Origin of the sequence: Micromonospora sp. NPDC005553 (assembly GCF_042871765.1) — a bacterium.
In the GTDB taxonomy this organism is placed as follows: Bacteria; Actinomycetota; Actinomycetes; order Mycobacteriales; family Micromonosporaceae; genus Micromonospora.
Genome location: NZ_JBIAJD010000013.1, coordinates 1 through 15,031 on the forward strand (window position 1 = coordinate 1; position 15,031 = coordinate 15,031).

Sequence of the window (15,031 nt, forward strand, 5' to 3'; positions counted from 1 at the left end):
ATCTGCGCCCGCTCCGCGGACGCCAACCTCTGCCCCGGCATGACCCCTCATCCTGACGAGAATCCACCCCGTTGCAACAACCACTTGAGCCCAAGCACGCCGTAGACCGCAACATCCCTGATCCTGCGCAGATCTTGACGACGAACGCCGCCCCTTTGGAGATCGGAACCCCGGGTTTGGCGCCCCCGGCTACCAAGATCGCACGCGACCCAGGATGTAGTGGCCACGGAACCCCGGGAAGCCACTAGAACCAGGATGGTGCGCGATCTTGAGATCGGGACGCCCGCACAGGGGCATCCATAGCCTTTCTCCACGCTCTTGCCGTCGAGAAGCACGCCCAGCAGCCGCCGGGCCCGCGCCGGGCCGCGCCAGGACCTGCGGGGGTACGGGCGCAGCCGACCGGCCACCGGCCCGCCACGGCCAGCCACGGCCGGCCGCGTCTAGAGGGTCTGCACGGTGGCGATGCGTTCCTCAAGCTGCTCGATGGTGGCCTGGGCGCTTGGCGGCCCGCCGCAGAGCCGGCGCAGCTCGGCATGGATCTTGCCGTGCGGCTGGCCGGTGCGGTGGTGTCGGGCGGCCACCAGAGCGTTCAGTTGGCGCCGGAGCGCCACGCGACGCTGGGCGGCGCTCATGGGTGCGGGCGGCGCTGCTGTGGCCGCAGCGGCCGGCTGAGCGGCCCCGTCGGCCGTACGACGGCGTTGGGCGGCGAGCTGTGCGGCCTGGCGCTTGGTGAGCAGCAGCGAAACCTGGTCGGCGGTGAGCAGACCGGGCAGGCCGAGGTATTCCTCTTCCTCGGGGGTGCCGGCCTGGGCCGCGGTGCCGAACGACGCGCCGTCGAAGATCACCTGGTCCAGCTCGGCGGTGGCCGAGAGGGCCGCGAACCGCTTCTCCAGTTCCCCGCTGGCCTGGTCGTCGCGCTGCGCGCGTTCCAACAGGTCGTCGTCGAAACCGTCGGCTTCCTTGGGTTTACCGAGTACGTGGTCGCGCTCGGTCTCCATCTCGCTGGCCAGCCCGAGCAGGTGCGGCACGCTGGGCAGGAATACCGACGCGGTCTCCCCGGGCCGGCGGGCCCGCACGAACCGGCCGATCGCCTGGGCGAAGTACAGCGGCGTGCTGGCGCTGGTGGCGTAGACCCCGACCGCCAGTCGTGGGATGTCGACCCCCTCGGACACCATCCGCACCGCGACCATCCACCGCTGGTCGGACGCCGCGAACGTCGCGATCCGCGCGGACGCGCCCTGGTCGTCGGAGAGCACCACGGCGGCCCTCTCACCGGTCACCTGCTCGATGAGTTTGGCGTACGAGCGGGCGGTCTGCTGATCGGTGGCGATGATCAGACCACCGGCGTCGGCCATGCCCGCGTTGCGCAGCACCGTGAGTCGGGCGTCGGCGGCCCGCAGCACCTGCGGCATCCAGTCGCCGGCCGGGTCCAGGGCGGTACGCCACGCCTGGGCCACCAGGTCCTGGGTCATCGGCTCGCCCAGCCGGGCCGCCAGCTCCTCCCCCGCGTTGGTACGCCAGCGGGTCTCCCCGGAGTACGCCAGGAAGAGCACCGGCCGGACCACCCCGTCGCGCAGCGCGTCGGAGTAGCCGTACACCGAGTCGGCGCGGGAGCGCAGCAGCCCGTCCCCGCCCCGCTCGTAGCTGACGAACGGGATCGGGTTGTCGTCGGAGCGGAACGGCGTCCCGGTGAGCATCAGCCGGCGTACGGCGGGTTCGAAGGCGTTCTTCACCCCGTCGCCCCAGGAGCGGGAGTCGCCGGCGTGGTGGATCTCGTCGAGGATGACCAGGGTGCGTCGGGTCATGGTGCGCCGTCGGTGCACCTGCGGGGCCATCCCCACCTGCGCGTAGGTGATCACCGCGCCGTGGAAGTCGGCCGAGGAGTGCAGGTCGGCGTTGCGGAAGGCGGCGTCGAGTTGGATGCCCACCCGGGCTGCCGCGTCTGCCCACTGGCTCTTCAGGTGCTCGGTCGGGGCGACCACAGTGACCGCCTCTACGGTGCCGTCACCGAGCAACTCGGCCGCGATCCGCAGGGCGAAGGTGGTCTTGCCGGCGCCGGGAGTGGCGACCGCGGTGAAGTCCTCGGTACGGCGACGCAGGTATTCCACCATCGCCTTGCGCTGCCAGGCGCGTAGCGCCGGGAACGTCTCGAGCACCGGCGTCCGGGCTGCCACGCGAAGCTCCTCTCCGACCGCACTATGGCGGACCCCGGGCGAGGGCCACGAGGATCCGCCGCCCATGAAAACGCCTCCGCGCAGAAGCTGCCGCGAAGGCCGACTCAGCATAACCAGCACGGGCCGTCGGGCCCAGGCGACGCCACGCTGGTCACAATCCCGCACCCGAGCGATCAGCGGCCCGACCGTCTCACCATTCCCGGTCGGTGCGCGGATCCGCCCCGTCGGCGCGCGGCGGGCGCAGCGTCGCCACCGGCGCGGACCAGCGTCGACGCAGCGCGATCAGGCGCAGCCCGAAGACCAGGACGGCGGCGGCGGTGAGCGGGACGGGCCCGGTCTGCCCGGTGACGTACAGCAGCACCACCAGGATCGAACCGGCCAGCGCGGCCAGCGCGTAGATCTCCCGGCGCAGCACGACCGGGATCTCGGCGGTGAGCAGGTCGCGGCCGAGCCCGCCGCCGATGGCGGTGAGCATGCCGATCAGGCAGGCCCCGACCGCCGGCACCCGGGCGTCGAGCGCCTTGAGCGTGCCGGTGACGGTGAACAGCGCCAGACCGGCCGCGTCCAGCACCAGCACCGTGGTGCGCAGTCGGGCCAGTTGCGGGTGCAGCCAGAAGACGGCGAGCGCGGTGATCGCGGCAGTGGCCGCGTACCGCCAGTCGGCGAAAGCCAGCGGCGGCACCTCGTCGATGACCAGGTCCCGCAAGATCCCACCGCCGAGGGCGGCGACGAAGCCGACGAACGCGACACCGAACAGGTCCAGTCGCTTGGCCACCGCCGCCGAGGCCCCGGACGCGGCGAACACCGCCACCCCGGTCAGGTCGGCGAAGAGCAGGGCGGTGGAGGTGGTCACCGCCGCAGGCTACGTCGCCGGCCGGAGCACCGGCCGGGGTTCACTCACGGTACGAGTCGTAGATCTCCTTGCACTTGGGGCAGACCGGCGAACCCGGCTTGGCCGCCTTGGTGACCGGGAAGGTCTCGCCGCAGAGAGCGACGACGAAAGTGCCCATGACGGCGCTTTCGGCGATCTTCTCCTTGCGGACGTAATGGAACATCTCGGGACCGGTATCGGCGTCCTTCAGCTCCGGACGCTCGAGAACCTCTGTGCTCACGTCTGCACCTCCGACGGACAAGTTTGGCAGGTCATCACGGCCGGGTCCACTTGAGCCCTGCGGGGGCCCCACCCCGTACGGTGCCCGTGTGACTGACTTTCGCATCAGCTACGGCACCGAGGTGGCCGAAGCCCAGCGCGACGGCCGACCCGTCGTCGCCCTGGAGAGCACCATCGTCTCGCACGGGCTTCCCCGACCGGAGAACCTGCGCGTGGCCAGAGAGATCGAGCGGACGGTTCGGGAGGCCGGGGCCGTTCCGGCGACGATCGGCATGATCGCCGGTGAGCTGGTGGTCGGCCTGGACGACGCACAGCTGACCCGGCTGGCCACGGTCGACGGCGTGACCAAGCTCTCCGTCCGCGACCTCGCGGTCGCCGCCGCGACCGGCGCGGACGGCGCGACCACCGTCGCCGCCACCAGTGCCGTCGCCGCCGCCGCCGGCATCGGCGTGTTCGCCACCGGCGGGCTGGGTGGGGTGCACCGGGAGGCCGAGCACACCTTCGACGAGTCGGCGGACCTGGTCACCCTGGCGCAGACCCCGATCGCCGTGGTCTGCGCCGGGGTCAAGTCGATCCTCGACGTGGGCGCGACCCTGGAGCGCCTGGAGACCCTCGGGGTCGCGGTCGTCGGTTACCGCACCCGCCGGTTCCCCGGCTTCTACCTGACCGACGCCGGCTTCGACCTGGACTGGTCGGTGGACTCGCCGGAGCAGGTCGCCGCCGTGCTCGCCGCCCGGGACGAACACGCCGTTCACACCGGCGGGCTGCTCATCGCCAACCCGCTGCCGGTCGACGAACAGCTCGACCCGGAGCTGCACGACCGGACTCTCACCGAGGGCCTGGCCCTGCTGGAGCGGGACGGCATCACCGGAAAGGCGGTCACGCCGTACCTGCTCGCGCACTTCCACTCGGCAACCGAGGGTGCGAGCCTGGCGGTGAACGTACGGATCATCCTGCGCAACGCCGACCTGGCCGCGCGGATCGCGGTCGCCTCGGTGGCCCGCGGCACCGCCGTCCCGGCATGACCCGACCGGCCCGGATGGTCGTCGTCGGGGACGTGATCACCGACGTGGTCGCCGTCTTGTCCGGACCGCTGGCCGCTGGCTCGGACACCGGGGCCACCATCAGTCTCGGCGGCGGCGGTCAGGCGGCCAACACCGCCGCCTGGATCGCCGCGCAGCGGGTGGACGTCACGCTCGTGGGGGCCGTCGGTGACGACGACGCCGGGCGGGACCGGGTGGCCGAGCTGGAACGGGCCGGCGTCGACTGCGCCATCGAGCGGATCGACGGCGCCCCGACCGGCACCGTCATCGTGTTGGCCGCCGACGACGAGCGCACCATGGTCAGCCAGCGGGGCGCGAACCTGCGGTTGAGCGCCGCCCACGTCGAGCAGGCCCTCGCGGCGGTGCCCGACGCTGGGCATCTGCACCTGTCCGCGTACACCCTGTTGGACGCGGAGTCGCGCGGCGCGGGGCTGCGGGCGTTGGCCTCCGCCCGCGAGCGCGGGCTCACCATCAGCGTCGACGCAGCCTCCGCGGCGCCGTTGCGGCGGGTCGGCGCGGCGGTGTTCCTGAGTTGGGTACGCGACATCGACCTGCTCCTGGTCAACGCGGACGAGGCCACGGTGCTGGCCGGCGGCCTGGACCCGGCGGCGCAGGGGCGGGCGCTGTCGGCGACGGCTCGACGGGTGGTGGTGAAGCGCGGTGCGGCCGGCGCGGTCTGGGTGGATCGCACCACGCCGGTCTGCGTGGCTCCGGCCAACCGGGTGGCGGTGGTGGACGTCACGGGTGCGGGGGACGCCTTCGCGGCCGGTCTGCTCACCGCGTGGCTCGCCGGTGCCACTCCGACCGCGGCACTGGGTCGCGCCACTGACCTGGGCGCGCTGGCCGTCTCCACCGCCGGGGCTCGGCCACAGGCGTAGCGGCCGGCGCACGGCCACCGCCCCGGCTGCTCGAACCCTGGCCCGTTCGCGGGTCAGGGTTCGGCGTCGATGACCTTGTGTGGGCGCTCCTCGGCGGTGAGGCTCATCGGCGGGGTGTCGTCCTGCTGACGGGGGTGGAACCGGTTCGCCAGCCGGTGCTCTTCCTTCGGCGGCCGGTCGTTGGCCAGCAGCACGGCCAGCCAGGGGATGAGCACCATGCCGAGGCCGCACAGTGGCAGCCAGAGCCAGAGCAGTGGGGCGTTCGCACCGACCAGGATCGCGCCGACGATGATGCACAGCACCCGGATGCCCATCATCAGGACATAGCGGCGCTGGCGACTGTTGAGCTGATCGTCCTGGCTGCGCGAGGCGTCGGTGATCAGAATCGGCTGGTACGCCTGACGCTTCACCAAGGACCTCCTCGAGGGGGTTACGCCTCATCCTGTCACCGCAGGTCCGTGATCAGCGAACTTCTACTCATCCCGCCACGTGTTACGCCCGTGGTACGCTCCGCGATGTGGGCAGCAGGTTCAGCTTCACCGACGAGGCGTTGGCCAACCTGAGGGTCTACGACGTCACACCCGGGGAAGTCTGGGAGGCGCTGCACAGCGCCCGACGGGTCATCCGTCATCTGGGTGACGACGTGATGGTGGTCTACGCCGCCGCCCGTCGGGGCCGCAGGCTGGCGGTGCTGCTCGCCGAGGCCGATGGCACCGACAACGACTGGGACATTCTCTCCGCCCGCGAGTTGAGCGACGTCGAGTCCAAGCGCTACGACGAGGCCGTGCGGAGATCTCGGTAGATGAGGAGGCCGTGACGATGCACCGTAACGACGCGACCAAGCAGTTCCACGGCGGCGGCGAACGAATCGCCGAGCTGATCGACGAGAGCCCGGCGGCGGAGCTGCCCACCCCCGACAGCGACGTGCCGATGGTGAGCCGCTCGGTGCGGCTGCCACTGGACACCTACGAGCGGGTCCGCGCTGCCGCCGACGCCCGGGGCATCGGGGTCACCACGCTCATGCGCCAGTGGATCGAGGCCGGCCTGGCCGACCTGGACGACTCGGCGACCGTCTCGCTGGCCGACGTCCGGCGCGCGCTGGCCTCGCTGGCGCACCCCACCGCCGCCTGAGCCGACCACGCCTCACCAGGCGGGTCAGCCGCCGGCGGTCTTCGCCTTGGCCGCCGCCTTCATCTGCTGCTTGAACTCCCGCACCCGACGCAGCGAATCGGCGTCGGTGACGTCGGCCACCGACCGGTAGGCGCCCGGATCGCCGTAGTCCCCGGCCGCCTTCCGCCAGTCCTGCGGTGTCACCCCGAACCGCTTGCCGAGCAGGGCCACGAAGATCTGCGCCTTCTGCTTGCCGAAGCCGGGCAGCGCGGAGACCCGGCGCAGCAACTCCGGCCCGTCGGCGACCTCGGCCCAGAGCAGCGCAGCGTCACCGTCGTACCGCTCCACCAGCACCTGGCAGACCTCCTGAACCCGGGCCGCCATAGCCTTGGGAAACCGGTGCAGCGCAGGCGGCTGGGCGAAGAGCGCGACCAGGGCCTCCGGGTCGTACCCGGCCAGCTCCGCCGCGTCCAGCTCATGGCCGAGCCGCTGCGCCAGCACGTACGGCGAGGAGAACGCCTTCTCCATCGGCACCTGTTGGTCCAGGACCATGCCGAGGAGCAGGGCCAGTGGGCTGCGCTCCAGCAGCCGGTTTGCTTCGGGGTCGATGGGCAGCACGAGCGTCATGCCGACCATCCTGCCCGGCGCACCGACCCGGGCGTACACCGACGCTCCGACACCTTCCGGCGGGTGACGCTCACCCGGGACGCGACGGGAGGCAGGATGTCGGGGTGGACGAACACGACATGCTGCTCTCCCCCGCCGGTGTCGACGCGCTGCGCACCGCGCTGACCCGGACCGGCTTCACCAGCCACGGCATCGCCGAGCGGCTGGGCGCGCAGGCGACTGCGGCGGTCGCCCGCAACGACTACCGGGCCGCGCTGCGCGCCACCGAGGACGGCGACCCGCTCGGCACCCTGATCCGGGTGTTCATCTGCGACCAGACCGAGCCGGAGGAAGCGGTGGCCGCCGCGCTGACACCGCTGAGCCTGGCGGAGGCCCTCGCTGGCGGGCTGGTCGAGCGGTACAGCGACGGCCTGCGCGCCGGCGTCGACCTGGAGCCGTACGGCGAGGACTGGTGGGTGCTCGCCGACGTGCCGGCCAGCGCCCGCCCGGGTCGCCCGTTGCACGCCGAGCACGTCCTCGGGATCGGGGGGGCCACCCACACGCTGATCGGCGCGACCGTGCGCAGACCGGTCGGCACCGCGCTGGACCTGGGCACCGGATCCGGCGTCCAGGCCCTGCACCTGGGCACGCACGCCGAATCGGTGACCGCCACCGACCTCTCCGAGCGGGCGCTGCGCTTCGCCGCGACCACCGCCGCCCTCAACGGTCAGGACTGGGAGCTGCTCCGCGGCGACCTGGTCGCCCCGGTGGCCGGTCGGCGGTTCGACCTGGTGGTGAGCAACCCACCGTTCGTGGTCGGCCCGGGCACCACCACGCACGTGTACCGCGACTCCGGCCGGGTCGGTGACGCGGTCGGCGCCGAGTTGGCCGCCGCCGCCCCGGGCCTGCTCACCGACGGCGGCACCATGCAGTACCTGGCCAACTGGGTGCACGTCGCCGGCGAGGAGTGGGACGAGCGGGTGGCCGGCTGGTTCGCCGGGACCGGCCTGGACGCCTGGGTGATCCAACGCGAGGTGGCCGACCCGATGGCGTACGTCGACCTGTGGCTCACCGACGCCGCCGAGACCGCCGACCCGCAGCGGATGGCCGCCTGGCTGGACTGGTTCGACGCGCACAAGGTGGAGGGCATCGGCTTCGGCATCGTGTCGCTGCGTCGTGGCGGGCATGCCGACCCGGTGGTCCGGGTGGAGGATCTGCGCCAGCAGGTGCAGCCGCCGCTGGGCGATCAGGTCGCCGCCTGGTTCGACCGCCAGGACTTCCTCCGGGTACGCGACACCGAAGCGTTGCTCGCCGAGCGCTACCGGGCCGCCGAGGGCCTCCAACTGCGACAGGAGGCCACCATGGGCGACGAGGGCTGGGGGGTGGACCGTCAGGTCCTCGCGATGCCGCACGGCCTGCGCTGGACCGAGGAGATCGACCCGCTGGTACTGGCGCTGGTCGGTGGCGCGGACGGCCGGCTGCCACTGCGGGACCAGCTCGCCCTGCTCGCCGCCGCGCACGACGTCGAGCCCGACGAGATGGCCGAGGCCGCCGGCCCGATCGTGGCGCACCTGGTGGAGCGCGGCTTCATCGAGCCGGTGAACGTCTGATGCGGGCGGTGGTGCAGACCGTCGGGCGGGCCAGCGTGACGGTGGACGACGAGGTTGTCGGTGCGATCGAGAACGGCCTGCTGGTGCTGCTCGGCGTGACCCACACCGACACCGCTGAGACGGCTCAGACGATGGCCCGCAAGGTGCACGAGGTACGCATCCTGGACGGGGAGCGGTCCGCCGCCGACACCGGCGCGCCGATCCTGCTGGTCAGCCAGTTCACCCTCTACGGCGACGCCCGCAAGGGCCGCCGGCCGAGCTGGTCCGCCGCCGCCCCCGCCGAGGTCGCCGAGCCACTGGTGACAGCGGTGGTCGACGCCCTACGCGAACGAGGAGCGAAGGTGGAGACCGGCCGCTTCCGCGCCCACATGGTGGTGGAAAGCACCAACATAGGCCCCCAAACCCTCCTCCTAGACCTCTAACCCCCCGCCCCCACCCACCCCACACGGTTGATGGCGGGGTGGGGGTGGGGTGGGGTTAGGAGAAGAGGCCTCGGCGGGTCAGGGACTGGCGGAGCCAGTTGTCGAGTTCGGCGGTCCAGTCGGTGCGGTCGGCGGTGGCGTGGTCGACAGTGAACCGACCGAAGGCGTCCCGACCCTCGGTGAAGACGCCGCCGCGCTTGTCGACCTCCAGCACCACCTGCATCTGCTGGGCGTCGGCGATGAAGGTGACCTCCAACTGGTTGATCGAGCGGGCGTACTGCGGTGCCGGGCTGAACTCGATCTCCTGGTAGAACGGCAACGTCTGGCGTACGCCGTAGATGTGACCGCGCTCCACATCGGCGCGCGCGAACCGGAATCCCAGCCGCAGCAACGCGTCCAGCAGTCGCTCCTGTGCCGGCAGTGGGTGCACCGACACGGCGTCCAGGTCACCCTTGTCGACAGCGCGGGCGACCTCCAGTTCGGTACGCAGGCCCATCGTCATTCCGTGCAGGTGCTGCCCGCACAGCTCGGTGACCGGTGTCTCCCACGGCACGTCGAAGCGGAACGGGAGGTCGTAGCGCTGCCCCGGCTCCAGCCGGAACGCGCCGGTGACCTGCTGGCGGTGGAACTCCTGAGTGGTGTCGTAGTCGTTGTCGCCGCTCTCCACCTCGACCCGGGTGACCAGGCCGAGGGTGACGTGGTCGATGTCGACCTGGTGGTCGCCGCCCAGCACCTGGATCCGGCCCTCCAACTGGCCGCCCGGGCGGCAGTTCGGGTTGGCCAGCACCGTCTCCACCGACGGACCACCGACGCCCATCGCCTTCATGAGCCGCTTGAAGACCACACCGTCCTCCAACTGTCGTTTCCGGCTGGCCAGAGATGGCCGGCCGTCCGCAACGTAGCCGGGGCGGGCAACCACACACTCCGACGACACACCGCACCAGCGATCTGACGCGATTCCTGTCGGGTGCCCGATCGCCTCACTCCCGTTTTACGCCCCGCCCGCCAAGCTGTTGTCACACCGGCACCACTGGGCCGGGAACACGGCACCGACGTGGAAACGGGGAGAGACAGAGATGGTCCTGCAGATGACGGAACACCGGACGCGCCCGGCCACCACGACCGACACTGACGGGGCCCCCGAGGCCCTCGTCGACCTGGACGCCACCGACGAGCGCGGCATCTCCACCGACCTGGTCCGGGCCTACCTCAACGGAATCGGCCGGACGAAGCTGCTGACCGCCGCGCAGGAGGTCGACCTGGCCCGGCGCATCGAGGCCGGCCTGTTCGCCGACGAGAAGCTGGCCACCTGCACCCCGGTCTCCGCGGAGCTGCGAGCCGACCTGGAGCTGATCGTCGCCGAGGGTCGGGCGGCCAAGGACCACCTGTTGGAGGCGAACCTGCGGCTGGTGGTCAGCATCGCCAAGCGCTACACGGGCCGTGGCATGGCGTTTCTCGACCTGATCCAGGAGGGCAACCTCGGTCTGATCCGGGCCGTTGAGAAGTTCGACTACGCCAAGGGCTACAAGTTCTCCACATACGCCACCTGGTGGATCCGGCAGGCCATCACCCGCGCGATGGCCGACCAGGCCCGCACCATCCGCATCCCCGTGCACATGGTCGAGCAGGTCAACCGGATGGTCCGGGCCCGCCGCGAACTGGCGGTGACGCTGGGCCGCGAACCGACTGTCGCCGAGGTGGCCCGCGCGTTGGAGGTCCCCGAGATCCAGGTCATCGAGCTGATCTCCTACGACCGGGAGCCGGTCAGCCTGGACCAGGCCGTCGGCGACGACGGTGAGAGCGCGCTCGGCGACTTCGTGGCCTCGGTGGACCCGCGGACCGAGCCGGGCGACGCCGCAGCCCAGGGCGAGCTGCGCAACGAGGTCAGCGTCGTGCTCTCCACCCTGTCCCAGCGGGAACAGGCGGTCATCCGCCTCCGGTTCGGCCTGGACGACGGCCGTCAGCGCACCCTGGACGAGGTCGGTCGGGAGTTCGGCCTGTCCCGGGAGCGGATCCGGCAGATCGAGAAGGTGACGCTGCTGAAGCTGCGCGCCCCGGAGCGGGCCCAGCGCCTGGAGGCGTACGCCTGCTGACGCACCCGGTTCCCACGGAAGGCCCGGGCGGTTCGCCGGGGCCTTCCGTGCTGTCGGGGTGCTTGACCAACGTCACCATCCACGGTAGAAACCGTTTGGTTATGAAACCAGGAGGTTATACGTGGTGGGCACCGAATTGCTGGACGCGACCTTCGCGGCGCTGGCCGACCCGACTCGGCGGGCAATCCTCGCCCGACTCGCGGCTGGGGAGGCGACCGTGACGGAGCTGGCAGCACCCTTCGCGATGAGCCAGCCGGCCATCTCCAAGCACCTCAAGGTGCTGGAACGCGCGGGGCTCGTCAGCCGGGGACGGGACGCCCAGCGCCGACCCTGCCGCCTGGAGGCCCGACCGCTGCGGGAGGCGACAGCCTGGCTCGCCGACTACCGCGACTACTGGGCGGAGAGCTATCAGCGCCTCGACGCGCTACTCGGCGAACTCCAGGCCGTCGACCAACCCGACTCCGCCCCTCGACGCCCCCGACCGAACGAGTCGCACGGGTGAGCGGCGTCGATGACCCGCTCGTCGTCCACACCTCGGGCGACCGGGAGATCGTGTTGAGTCGGCTGTTCGAGGCACCGGCGCACCTGGTGTTCGCGGCCTTCACCCAACCCGAACTGCTGGTTCGGTGGTACGGCGCGCGCGGCTGGCGGCTGACGGAGTGCGATGTCGACCTGCGGGTGGGCGGGCAATGGCGGTTCGTGTCGCAGGGCCCGGAGGGCGCGCAGATGGTCCAGGCTGGGGTGTACCGGCAGATCGAGCCACCGCACCGTCTGGTCTACACCGAGCTGTTCGACGACCAGTCCTACCCGGGAGAGACGCTGGTCAGCCACGAGATCACCGAGCTGGCCAGTCAGACGACGGTCACCACCACACTGCTCTACGCCACCGCGACGGGACGGGACACCGTGCTGCGCTACCCGATGACGCGAGGCGTCGGGCAGAGCTTCACCCGCCTGGCCGACCTGCTGCACTCAACAACGACAGAGAAAGAGCACCCATGAACTGGACACTCGAAGTGGTGATCGTGCCGGTCTCCGACGTGGACCGGGCGAAGACGTTCTACGCCGAGCAGCTCGGCTTCACCGTGGACCACGACACCGTGATCAATGACGACGCGCGCATCGTCCAGCTGACGCCGCCCGGCTCGGGCTGCTCGGTCGTGATCGGCAAGGGCGTCGTCCCGGAGATGCCGCCCGGCTCACTCAAGGGCCTGCAACTGGTGGTGCCCGATCTGAAGCGAGCCCACGAGGAGCTGGTCGAACGGGGTGTGGAGGTCAGCGAGATCCAGGTGATCGGTCAGAACCCCCGGCCGGTGCCGGATCCACTGGACAATGTGGGCTTCGTCTTCTTCGCCGACCCGGACGGCAACACCTGGGGCGTCCAGCAGATCTCCAGCCGCGCCTGACCGGGCACGCTCACAGGCGGCGGGGGCCGGTGTCCGGACGGGCGACCACGCCACCCACCCCCACCTGCGCGTGCAGGACCGAGATGCCGTCCGGGCGGGCGAGCACCGGGTTGAGGGTCAGCGAGCGCACCCGGGGTTGTTCGTCGGCGAGCTGACCCACCCGTAGCAGCAGATCGGCCAGGGCCGCCCGGTCGACCGGCGCGGCTCCCCGGTGCCCGCGCAGCAGCGGCGCCGCCCGAGGCTCGTCGACCAGCTCGGCCGCGTCGGTGTCGGTCAGCGGCACCGCCCGCCAGGCCCGATCGCCGAGCAGCTCGGTGGCGACCCCTCCCAGGCCGAAGCCGACCACCGGCCCGAACGCGGGGTCTTCCACCACCTCCACCACGCAGGCCACGCCGGGCGGGACCATCGGCTGCACCAGCGCGTCCGCGCCGAAGGTCGCCGCCAGGTCGGTGTACGCCCGGCGGAGGGTCGGCTCGTCGGGCAGGTCCAGCCGGACCGCGCCGAGGTCGAGTCGGTGTCGCAGCCCGGGAGCGGCCGCCTTGAGCGCAACCGGGAAGCCCAGCCGCGCCGCCGCGTCGACAGCAGCGTCGACCGAGTCGACAGACACCGAGGCCACCACGTCGATGCCGTACGCGGCCAGCAGCGCACCCGGGTCGGTGCCATCGGCCCGCAGCGCGGCCTGCGCGGCGGCCCGATCGACGTCGGGCAGCTCCGGTGCCACCCCGGGTGGGCGGCGGAGCCATTCGGCGTACCGGTGGGCGCGGGCGAGCGCGTGGACCGCCTCCTCCACGCCGCCGTACGCCGGCACCCCCGGTGGCAGCCGCCCGACCAGGAACGTCGCCACTGTCGGCTTGCCCAACGCGAGGGCGGCCGGCAGCGCGGCGGTCACGTCGGCGTCCACCTCGGTCAGCTGGCCGGGAAGCGGCGGGGCGAAGACCACCACCAGGGCGTCCACCCGTTCGTCAGCGGCCGTCTCGGCGAGCGCGGCGGCGAACGCGGCGGCGCCGGCGCTCGGCCCGACGTCGCGGGGATATCCGTCTGCCACGCTCAGCCCGTGCCCGACGCAGGCGGTCGCGGCGAGCCCGGTGAGGGCCGAGGAGTTGCCGACCACACCGACCCGGCCGCCGGCCGGCAACGGCTGGTTGGCCAGCAGCACACCCACGTCGAGCAGCTCCGGCACGGTGTCCACCCGAATCACCCCGGACTGGGCGAAGAGTGCCCCCACCGCCACCTCGTCCGGCCCGGCGGCGTCTCCGACCCCTGGCGGGCGGGCCGGCGAGGCGAGCGCGACCACCGGTTTGGCGCGGCCGATCCGCCGGGCCAGCCGGGCGAACTTGCGCGGGTTCCCGAAGGTCTCCAGGTAAAGCATGATCACGTCGGTGCCGCTGTCGTCCTGCCAGTACTGCAGGAGGTCGTTGCCGGAGACGTCGGCCCGGTTGCCGGCCGAGACGAAGCTGGACAGCCCGAGGCCTCGCCGGTCCGCCTCGGCGAGCAGCGCCACCCCGAACGCACCGGACTGACTGAAGATGCCGACACGGCCGGCCGGCGGCAACGCCGGGGCGAGGGTGGCGTTGAGGCGTACCGTCGGGTCGGTGTTGGCCACGCCCAGGCAGTTCGGGCCGACGACCCGCATGCCGGCTGCGTGCGCCGCGCGGACCAGCGCCCGCTGGGTGGCCGCGCCCTCGCCGCCGGCCTCGGCGAAGCCGGCCGAGATGACCACCAGGCCGTGCACCCCCGCGGCGGCGGCGTCGGCGACCACAGCGGTCGCCGCCTCCGGTGGGACCGCCACCACCGCCAGGTCCACCGGCGCTCCGGCAGCAACAGCCGACGGGTACGCGGGGAGGCCCGCCACTGTCGACGCGCTCGGATGCACCGGCACCACCGCACCGGTGAACCCACCGTCGCGCAGGTGCCCGAGCACCGCCGCGCCGACGCCCTGGCCGGTGGCGCTGGCACCGTAGACGACGATGCCGCGCGGGGCGAGCAGCCGGGCGATCGAGCGGGCCTCGGTGCGGTGCTCCCGGCCGCGCTGCACCTCCAGGCTGGCCTCGGTGGGCGCGATGGGGAAGCTCAGGTGGACCACGCCGTCGGCGTACTCGCGCTGGACCTGGTAGCCGAAGTCGGCGAAGACCCGCAACATCGTCCCGTTGGCCGGCAGCACCTCCGCGACGAAGCTCATGATGTCGTTGCGGCGGGCCGCGTCGGCCAGGTGCTCCATCAGCACCGAGCCGATCCCCCGCCCCTGGTAGGCGTCCTCCACCACGAAGGCCACCTCGGCCTCGGGGGCCTGCGGGCCGAGCCGCTCGTACCGGCCGACAGCGACGATCTGGTCGGCGGCCAGCACCACGATCGCCTCCCGGTCGTGGTGGTCCACTGTGACGAAACGGATCAGATCCCGTTCCGGGATGCGTGGGTACGGCGAGAAGTACCGCAGGTAGCGGGTGCGCTCGGAGAACCGGCTGTGCATCGCCACGATGCCCGGCGCGTCGGCCGGGTCGATCGGTCGCAACTGGACAGTGCTGCCATCGCTGAGCAGCACGTCGACCGGCTGGTCCAGACTCGTCACCGAACGGCCCGG

General features: G+C 72.1%; 17 protein-coding genes. 10 read left to right on the forward strand and 7 right to left on the reverse strand.

Features of this window, described 5'->3' with window-relative positions; genetic code table 11:
• Nucleotides 1-440 precede the first annotated feature (440 nt).
• The 3 genes from ACFYPG_RS32000 to ACFYPG_RS32010 form a co-directional block, all read right to left on the reverse strand.
• A complete protein-coding gene (locus tag ACFYPG_RS32000; RefSeq protein WP_387354934.1) occupies nucleotides 441-2,174 on the reverse strand; it encodes a DEAD/DEAH box helicase in 1,734 nt (577 codons plus the stop codon).
• Nucleotides 2,175-2,364: 190 nt separating this feature from the next.
• Entirely contained in the window at nucleotides 2,365-3,027 is a 663-nt protein-coding gene (locus tag ACFYPG_RS32005; RefSeq protein ID WP_355009879.1) for a trimeric intracellular cation channel family protein, read from the reverse strand.
• A 40-nt stretch (nucleotides 3,028-3,067) separates the two neighbouring features.
• Nucleotides 3,068-3,286 carry a DUF3039 domain-containing protein gene (locus ACFYPG_RS32010; protein ID WP_007456912.1) on the reverse strand — a complete coding sequence of 73 codons (219 nt, stop codon included), beginning with the start codon at nucleotides 3,284-3,286 and terminating at the stop codon, nucleotides 3,068-3,070.
• Nucleotides 3,287-3,374: 88 nt separating this feature from the next.
• Here ACFYPG_RS32010 and ACFYPG_RS32015 point away from each other — a divergent pair, with 88 nt between their 5' ends.
• Entirely contained in the window at nucleotides 3,375-4,310 is a 936-nt protein-coding gene (locus ACFYPG_RS32015) for a pseudouridine-5'-phosphate glycosidase (RefSeq protein ID WP_357263499.1), read from the forward strand.
• Nucleotides 4,307-5,206: a PfkB family carbohydrate kinase gene (locus ACFYPG_RS32020; protein ID WP_355009881.1), complete on the forward strand. Its 900-nt coding sequence runs from the start codon at nucleotides 4,307-4,309 to the stop codon at nucleotides 5,204-5,206. The genes ACFYPG_RS32015 and ACFYPG_RS32020 overlap by 4 nt, the downstream gene beginning before the upstream one ends.
• A 53-nt stretch (nucleotides 5,207-5,259) precedes the next feature.
• Here ACFYPG_RS32020 and ACFYPG_RS32025 read toward each other — a convergent pair whose 3' ends face one another.
• Entirely contained in the window at nucleotides 5,260-5,616 is a 357-nt protein-coding gene (locus tag ACFYPG_RS32025) for a DUF3099 domain-containing protein (protein WP_387354937.1), read from the reverse strand.
• 107 nt (nucleotides 5,617-5,723) lie between these two features.
• On the opposite strand from ACFYPG_RS32025, the gene ACFYPG_RS32030 reads away from it, so the two are divergent.
• Together ACFYPG_RS32030 and ACFYPG_RS32035 are read left to right on the forward strand one after the other, a co-directional pair.
• On the forward strand, nucleotides 5,724-6,008 hold the full coding sequence (locus ACFYPG_RS32030) for a hypothetical protein (protein ID WP_030489374.1): 285 nt from the start codon (nucleotides 5,724-5,726) through the stop codon (nucleotides 6,006-6,008).
• A 17-nt stretch (nucleotides 6,009-6,025) separates the two neighbouring features.
• Nucleotides 6,026-6,337 (forward strand): hypothetical protein, encoded by a 312-nt coding sequence (locus ACFYPG_RS32035; RefSeq protein WP_124858894.1) that lies wholly within the window; start codon nucleotides 6,026-6,028, stop codon nucleotides 6,335-6,337.
• 24 nt (nucleotides 6,338-6,361) lie between these two features.
• Here the strand turns inward: ACFYPG_RS32035 and ACFYPG_RS32040 are convergent, their stop codons facing one another.
• A complete protein-coding gene (locus tag ACFYPG_RS32040; protein WP_387355000.1) occupies nucleotides 6,362-6,952 on the reverse strand; it encodes an HhH-GPD-type base excision DNA repair protein in 591 nt (196 codons plus the stop codon).
• Between the two features lie 95 nt (nucleotides 6,953-7,047).
• Between ACFYPG_RS32040 and ACFYPG_RS32045 the strand changes: the two genes are divergently transcribed.
• Both ACFYPG_RS32045 and dtd read left to right on the forward strand, forming a co-directional pair.
• A complete protein-coding gene (locus ACFYPG_RS32045) occupies nucleotides 7,048-8,532 on the forward strand; it encodes a methyltransferase (RefSeq protein WP_387354939.1) in 1,485 nt (494 codons plus the stop codon).
• Nucleotides 8,532-8,954, forward strand: a complete 423-nt coding sequence (gene dtd / locus ACFYPG_RS32050) for a D-aminoacyl-tRNA deacylase (RefSeq protein ID WP_387354941.1) — start codon at nucleotides 8,532-8,534, stop codon at nucleotides 8,952-8,954. Before ACFYPG_RS32045 ends, dtd begins: the two co-directional genes overlap by 1 nt.
• 55 nt (nucleotides 8,955-9,009) lie before the next feature.
• Here dtd and ACFYPG_RS32055 read toward each other — a convergent pair whose 3' ends face one another.
• Nucleotides 9,010-9,798 carry a sporulation protein gene (locus tag ACFYPG_RS32055; protein ID WP_355009936.1) on the reverse strand — a complete coding sequence of 263 codons (789 nt, stop codon included), beginning with the start codon at nucleotides 9,796-9,798 and terminating at the stop codon, nucleotides 9,010-9,012.
• Between the two features lie 232 nt (nucleotides 9,799-10,030).
• On the opposite strand from ACFYPG_RS32055, the gene sigB reads away from it, so the two are divergent.
• The 4 genes from sigB (at nucleotide 10,031) to ACFYPG_RS32075 (ending at nucleotide 12,453) form a co-directional block, all read left to right on the forward strand.
• Nucleotides 10,031-11,047, forward strand: coding sequence for an RNA polymerase sigma factor SigB (sigB, locus tag ACFYPG_RS32060; RefSeq protein ID WP_387354943.1), 1,017 nt, complete (start codon nucleotides 10,031-10,033; stop codon nucleotides 11,045-11,047).
• A gap of 124 nt (nucleotides 11,048-11,171) precedes the next feature.
• Complete coding sequence (locus tag ACFYPG_RS32065; protein WP_387355002.1) at nucleotides 11,172-11,549, forward strand: ArsR/SmtB family transcription factor; 378 nt, start codon at nucleotides 11,172-11,174, stop codon at nucleotides 11,547-11,549.
• Complete coding sequence (locus tag ACFYPG_RS32070; protein ID WP_387354945.1) at nucleotides 11,546-12,049, forward strand: SRPBCC domain-containing protein; 504 nt, start codon at nucleotides 11,546-11,548, stop codon at nucleotides 12,047-12,049. Before ACFYPG_RS32065 ends, ACFYPG_RS32070 begins: the two co-directional genes overlap by 4 nt.
• Nucleotides 12,046-12,453 carry a VOC family protein gene (locus ACFYPG_RS32075; RefSeq protein WP_355009888.1) on the forward strand — a complete coding sequence of 136 codons (408 nt, stop codon included), beginning with the start codon at nucleotides 12,046-12,048 and terminating at the stop codon, nucleotides 12,451-12,453. The genes ACFYPG_RS32070 and ACFYPG_RS32075 overlap by 4 nt, the downstream gene beginning before the upstream one ends.
• Before the next feature lie 10 nt (nucleotides 12,454-12,463).
• On the opposite strand, the gene ACFYPG_RS32080 is transcribed toward ACFYPG_RS32075, so the two are convergent.
• The gene (locus ACFYPG_RS32080; RefSeq protein WP_387354947.1) at nucleotides 12,464-15,019 is read right to left on the reverse strand and encodes a GNAT family N-acetyltransferase; all 2,556 of its coding nucleotides are present in this window, start codon (nucleotides 15,017-15,019) and stop codon (nucleotides 12,464-12,466) included.
• Nucleotides 15,020-15,031: the final 12 nt, after the last annotated feature.

Excerpts from the sequence above, each read along its gene's own strand:
- ACFYPG_RS32020 (WP_355009881.1), top strand. The coding sequence starts at position 4,307 with ATGACCCGACCGGCCCGGATGGTCGTCGTCGGGGACGTGATCACCGAC.
- ACFYPG_RS32035 (WP_124858894.1), top strand. The coding sequence starts at position 6,026 with ATGCACCGTAACGACGCGACCAAGCAGTTCCACGGCGGCGGCGAACGA.
- ACFYPG_RS32040 (WP_387355000.1), bottom strand. The coding sequence starts at position 6,952 with ATGGTCGGCATGACGCTCGTGCTGCCCATCGACCCCGAAGCAAACCGG.
- dtd (WP_387354941.1), top strand. The coding sequence starts at position 8,532 with ATGCGGGCGGTGGTGCAGACCGTCGGGCGGGCCAGCGTGACGGTGGAC.
- sigB (WP_387354943.1), top strand. The coding sequence starts at position 10,031 with ATGGTCCTGCAGATGACGGAACACCGGACGCGCCCGGCCACCACGACC.
- ACFYPG_RS32075 (WP_355009888.1), top strand. The coding sequence starts at position 12,046 with ATGAACTGGACACTCGAAGTGGTGATCGTGCCGGTCTCCGACGTGGAC.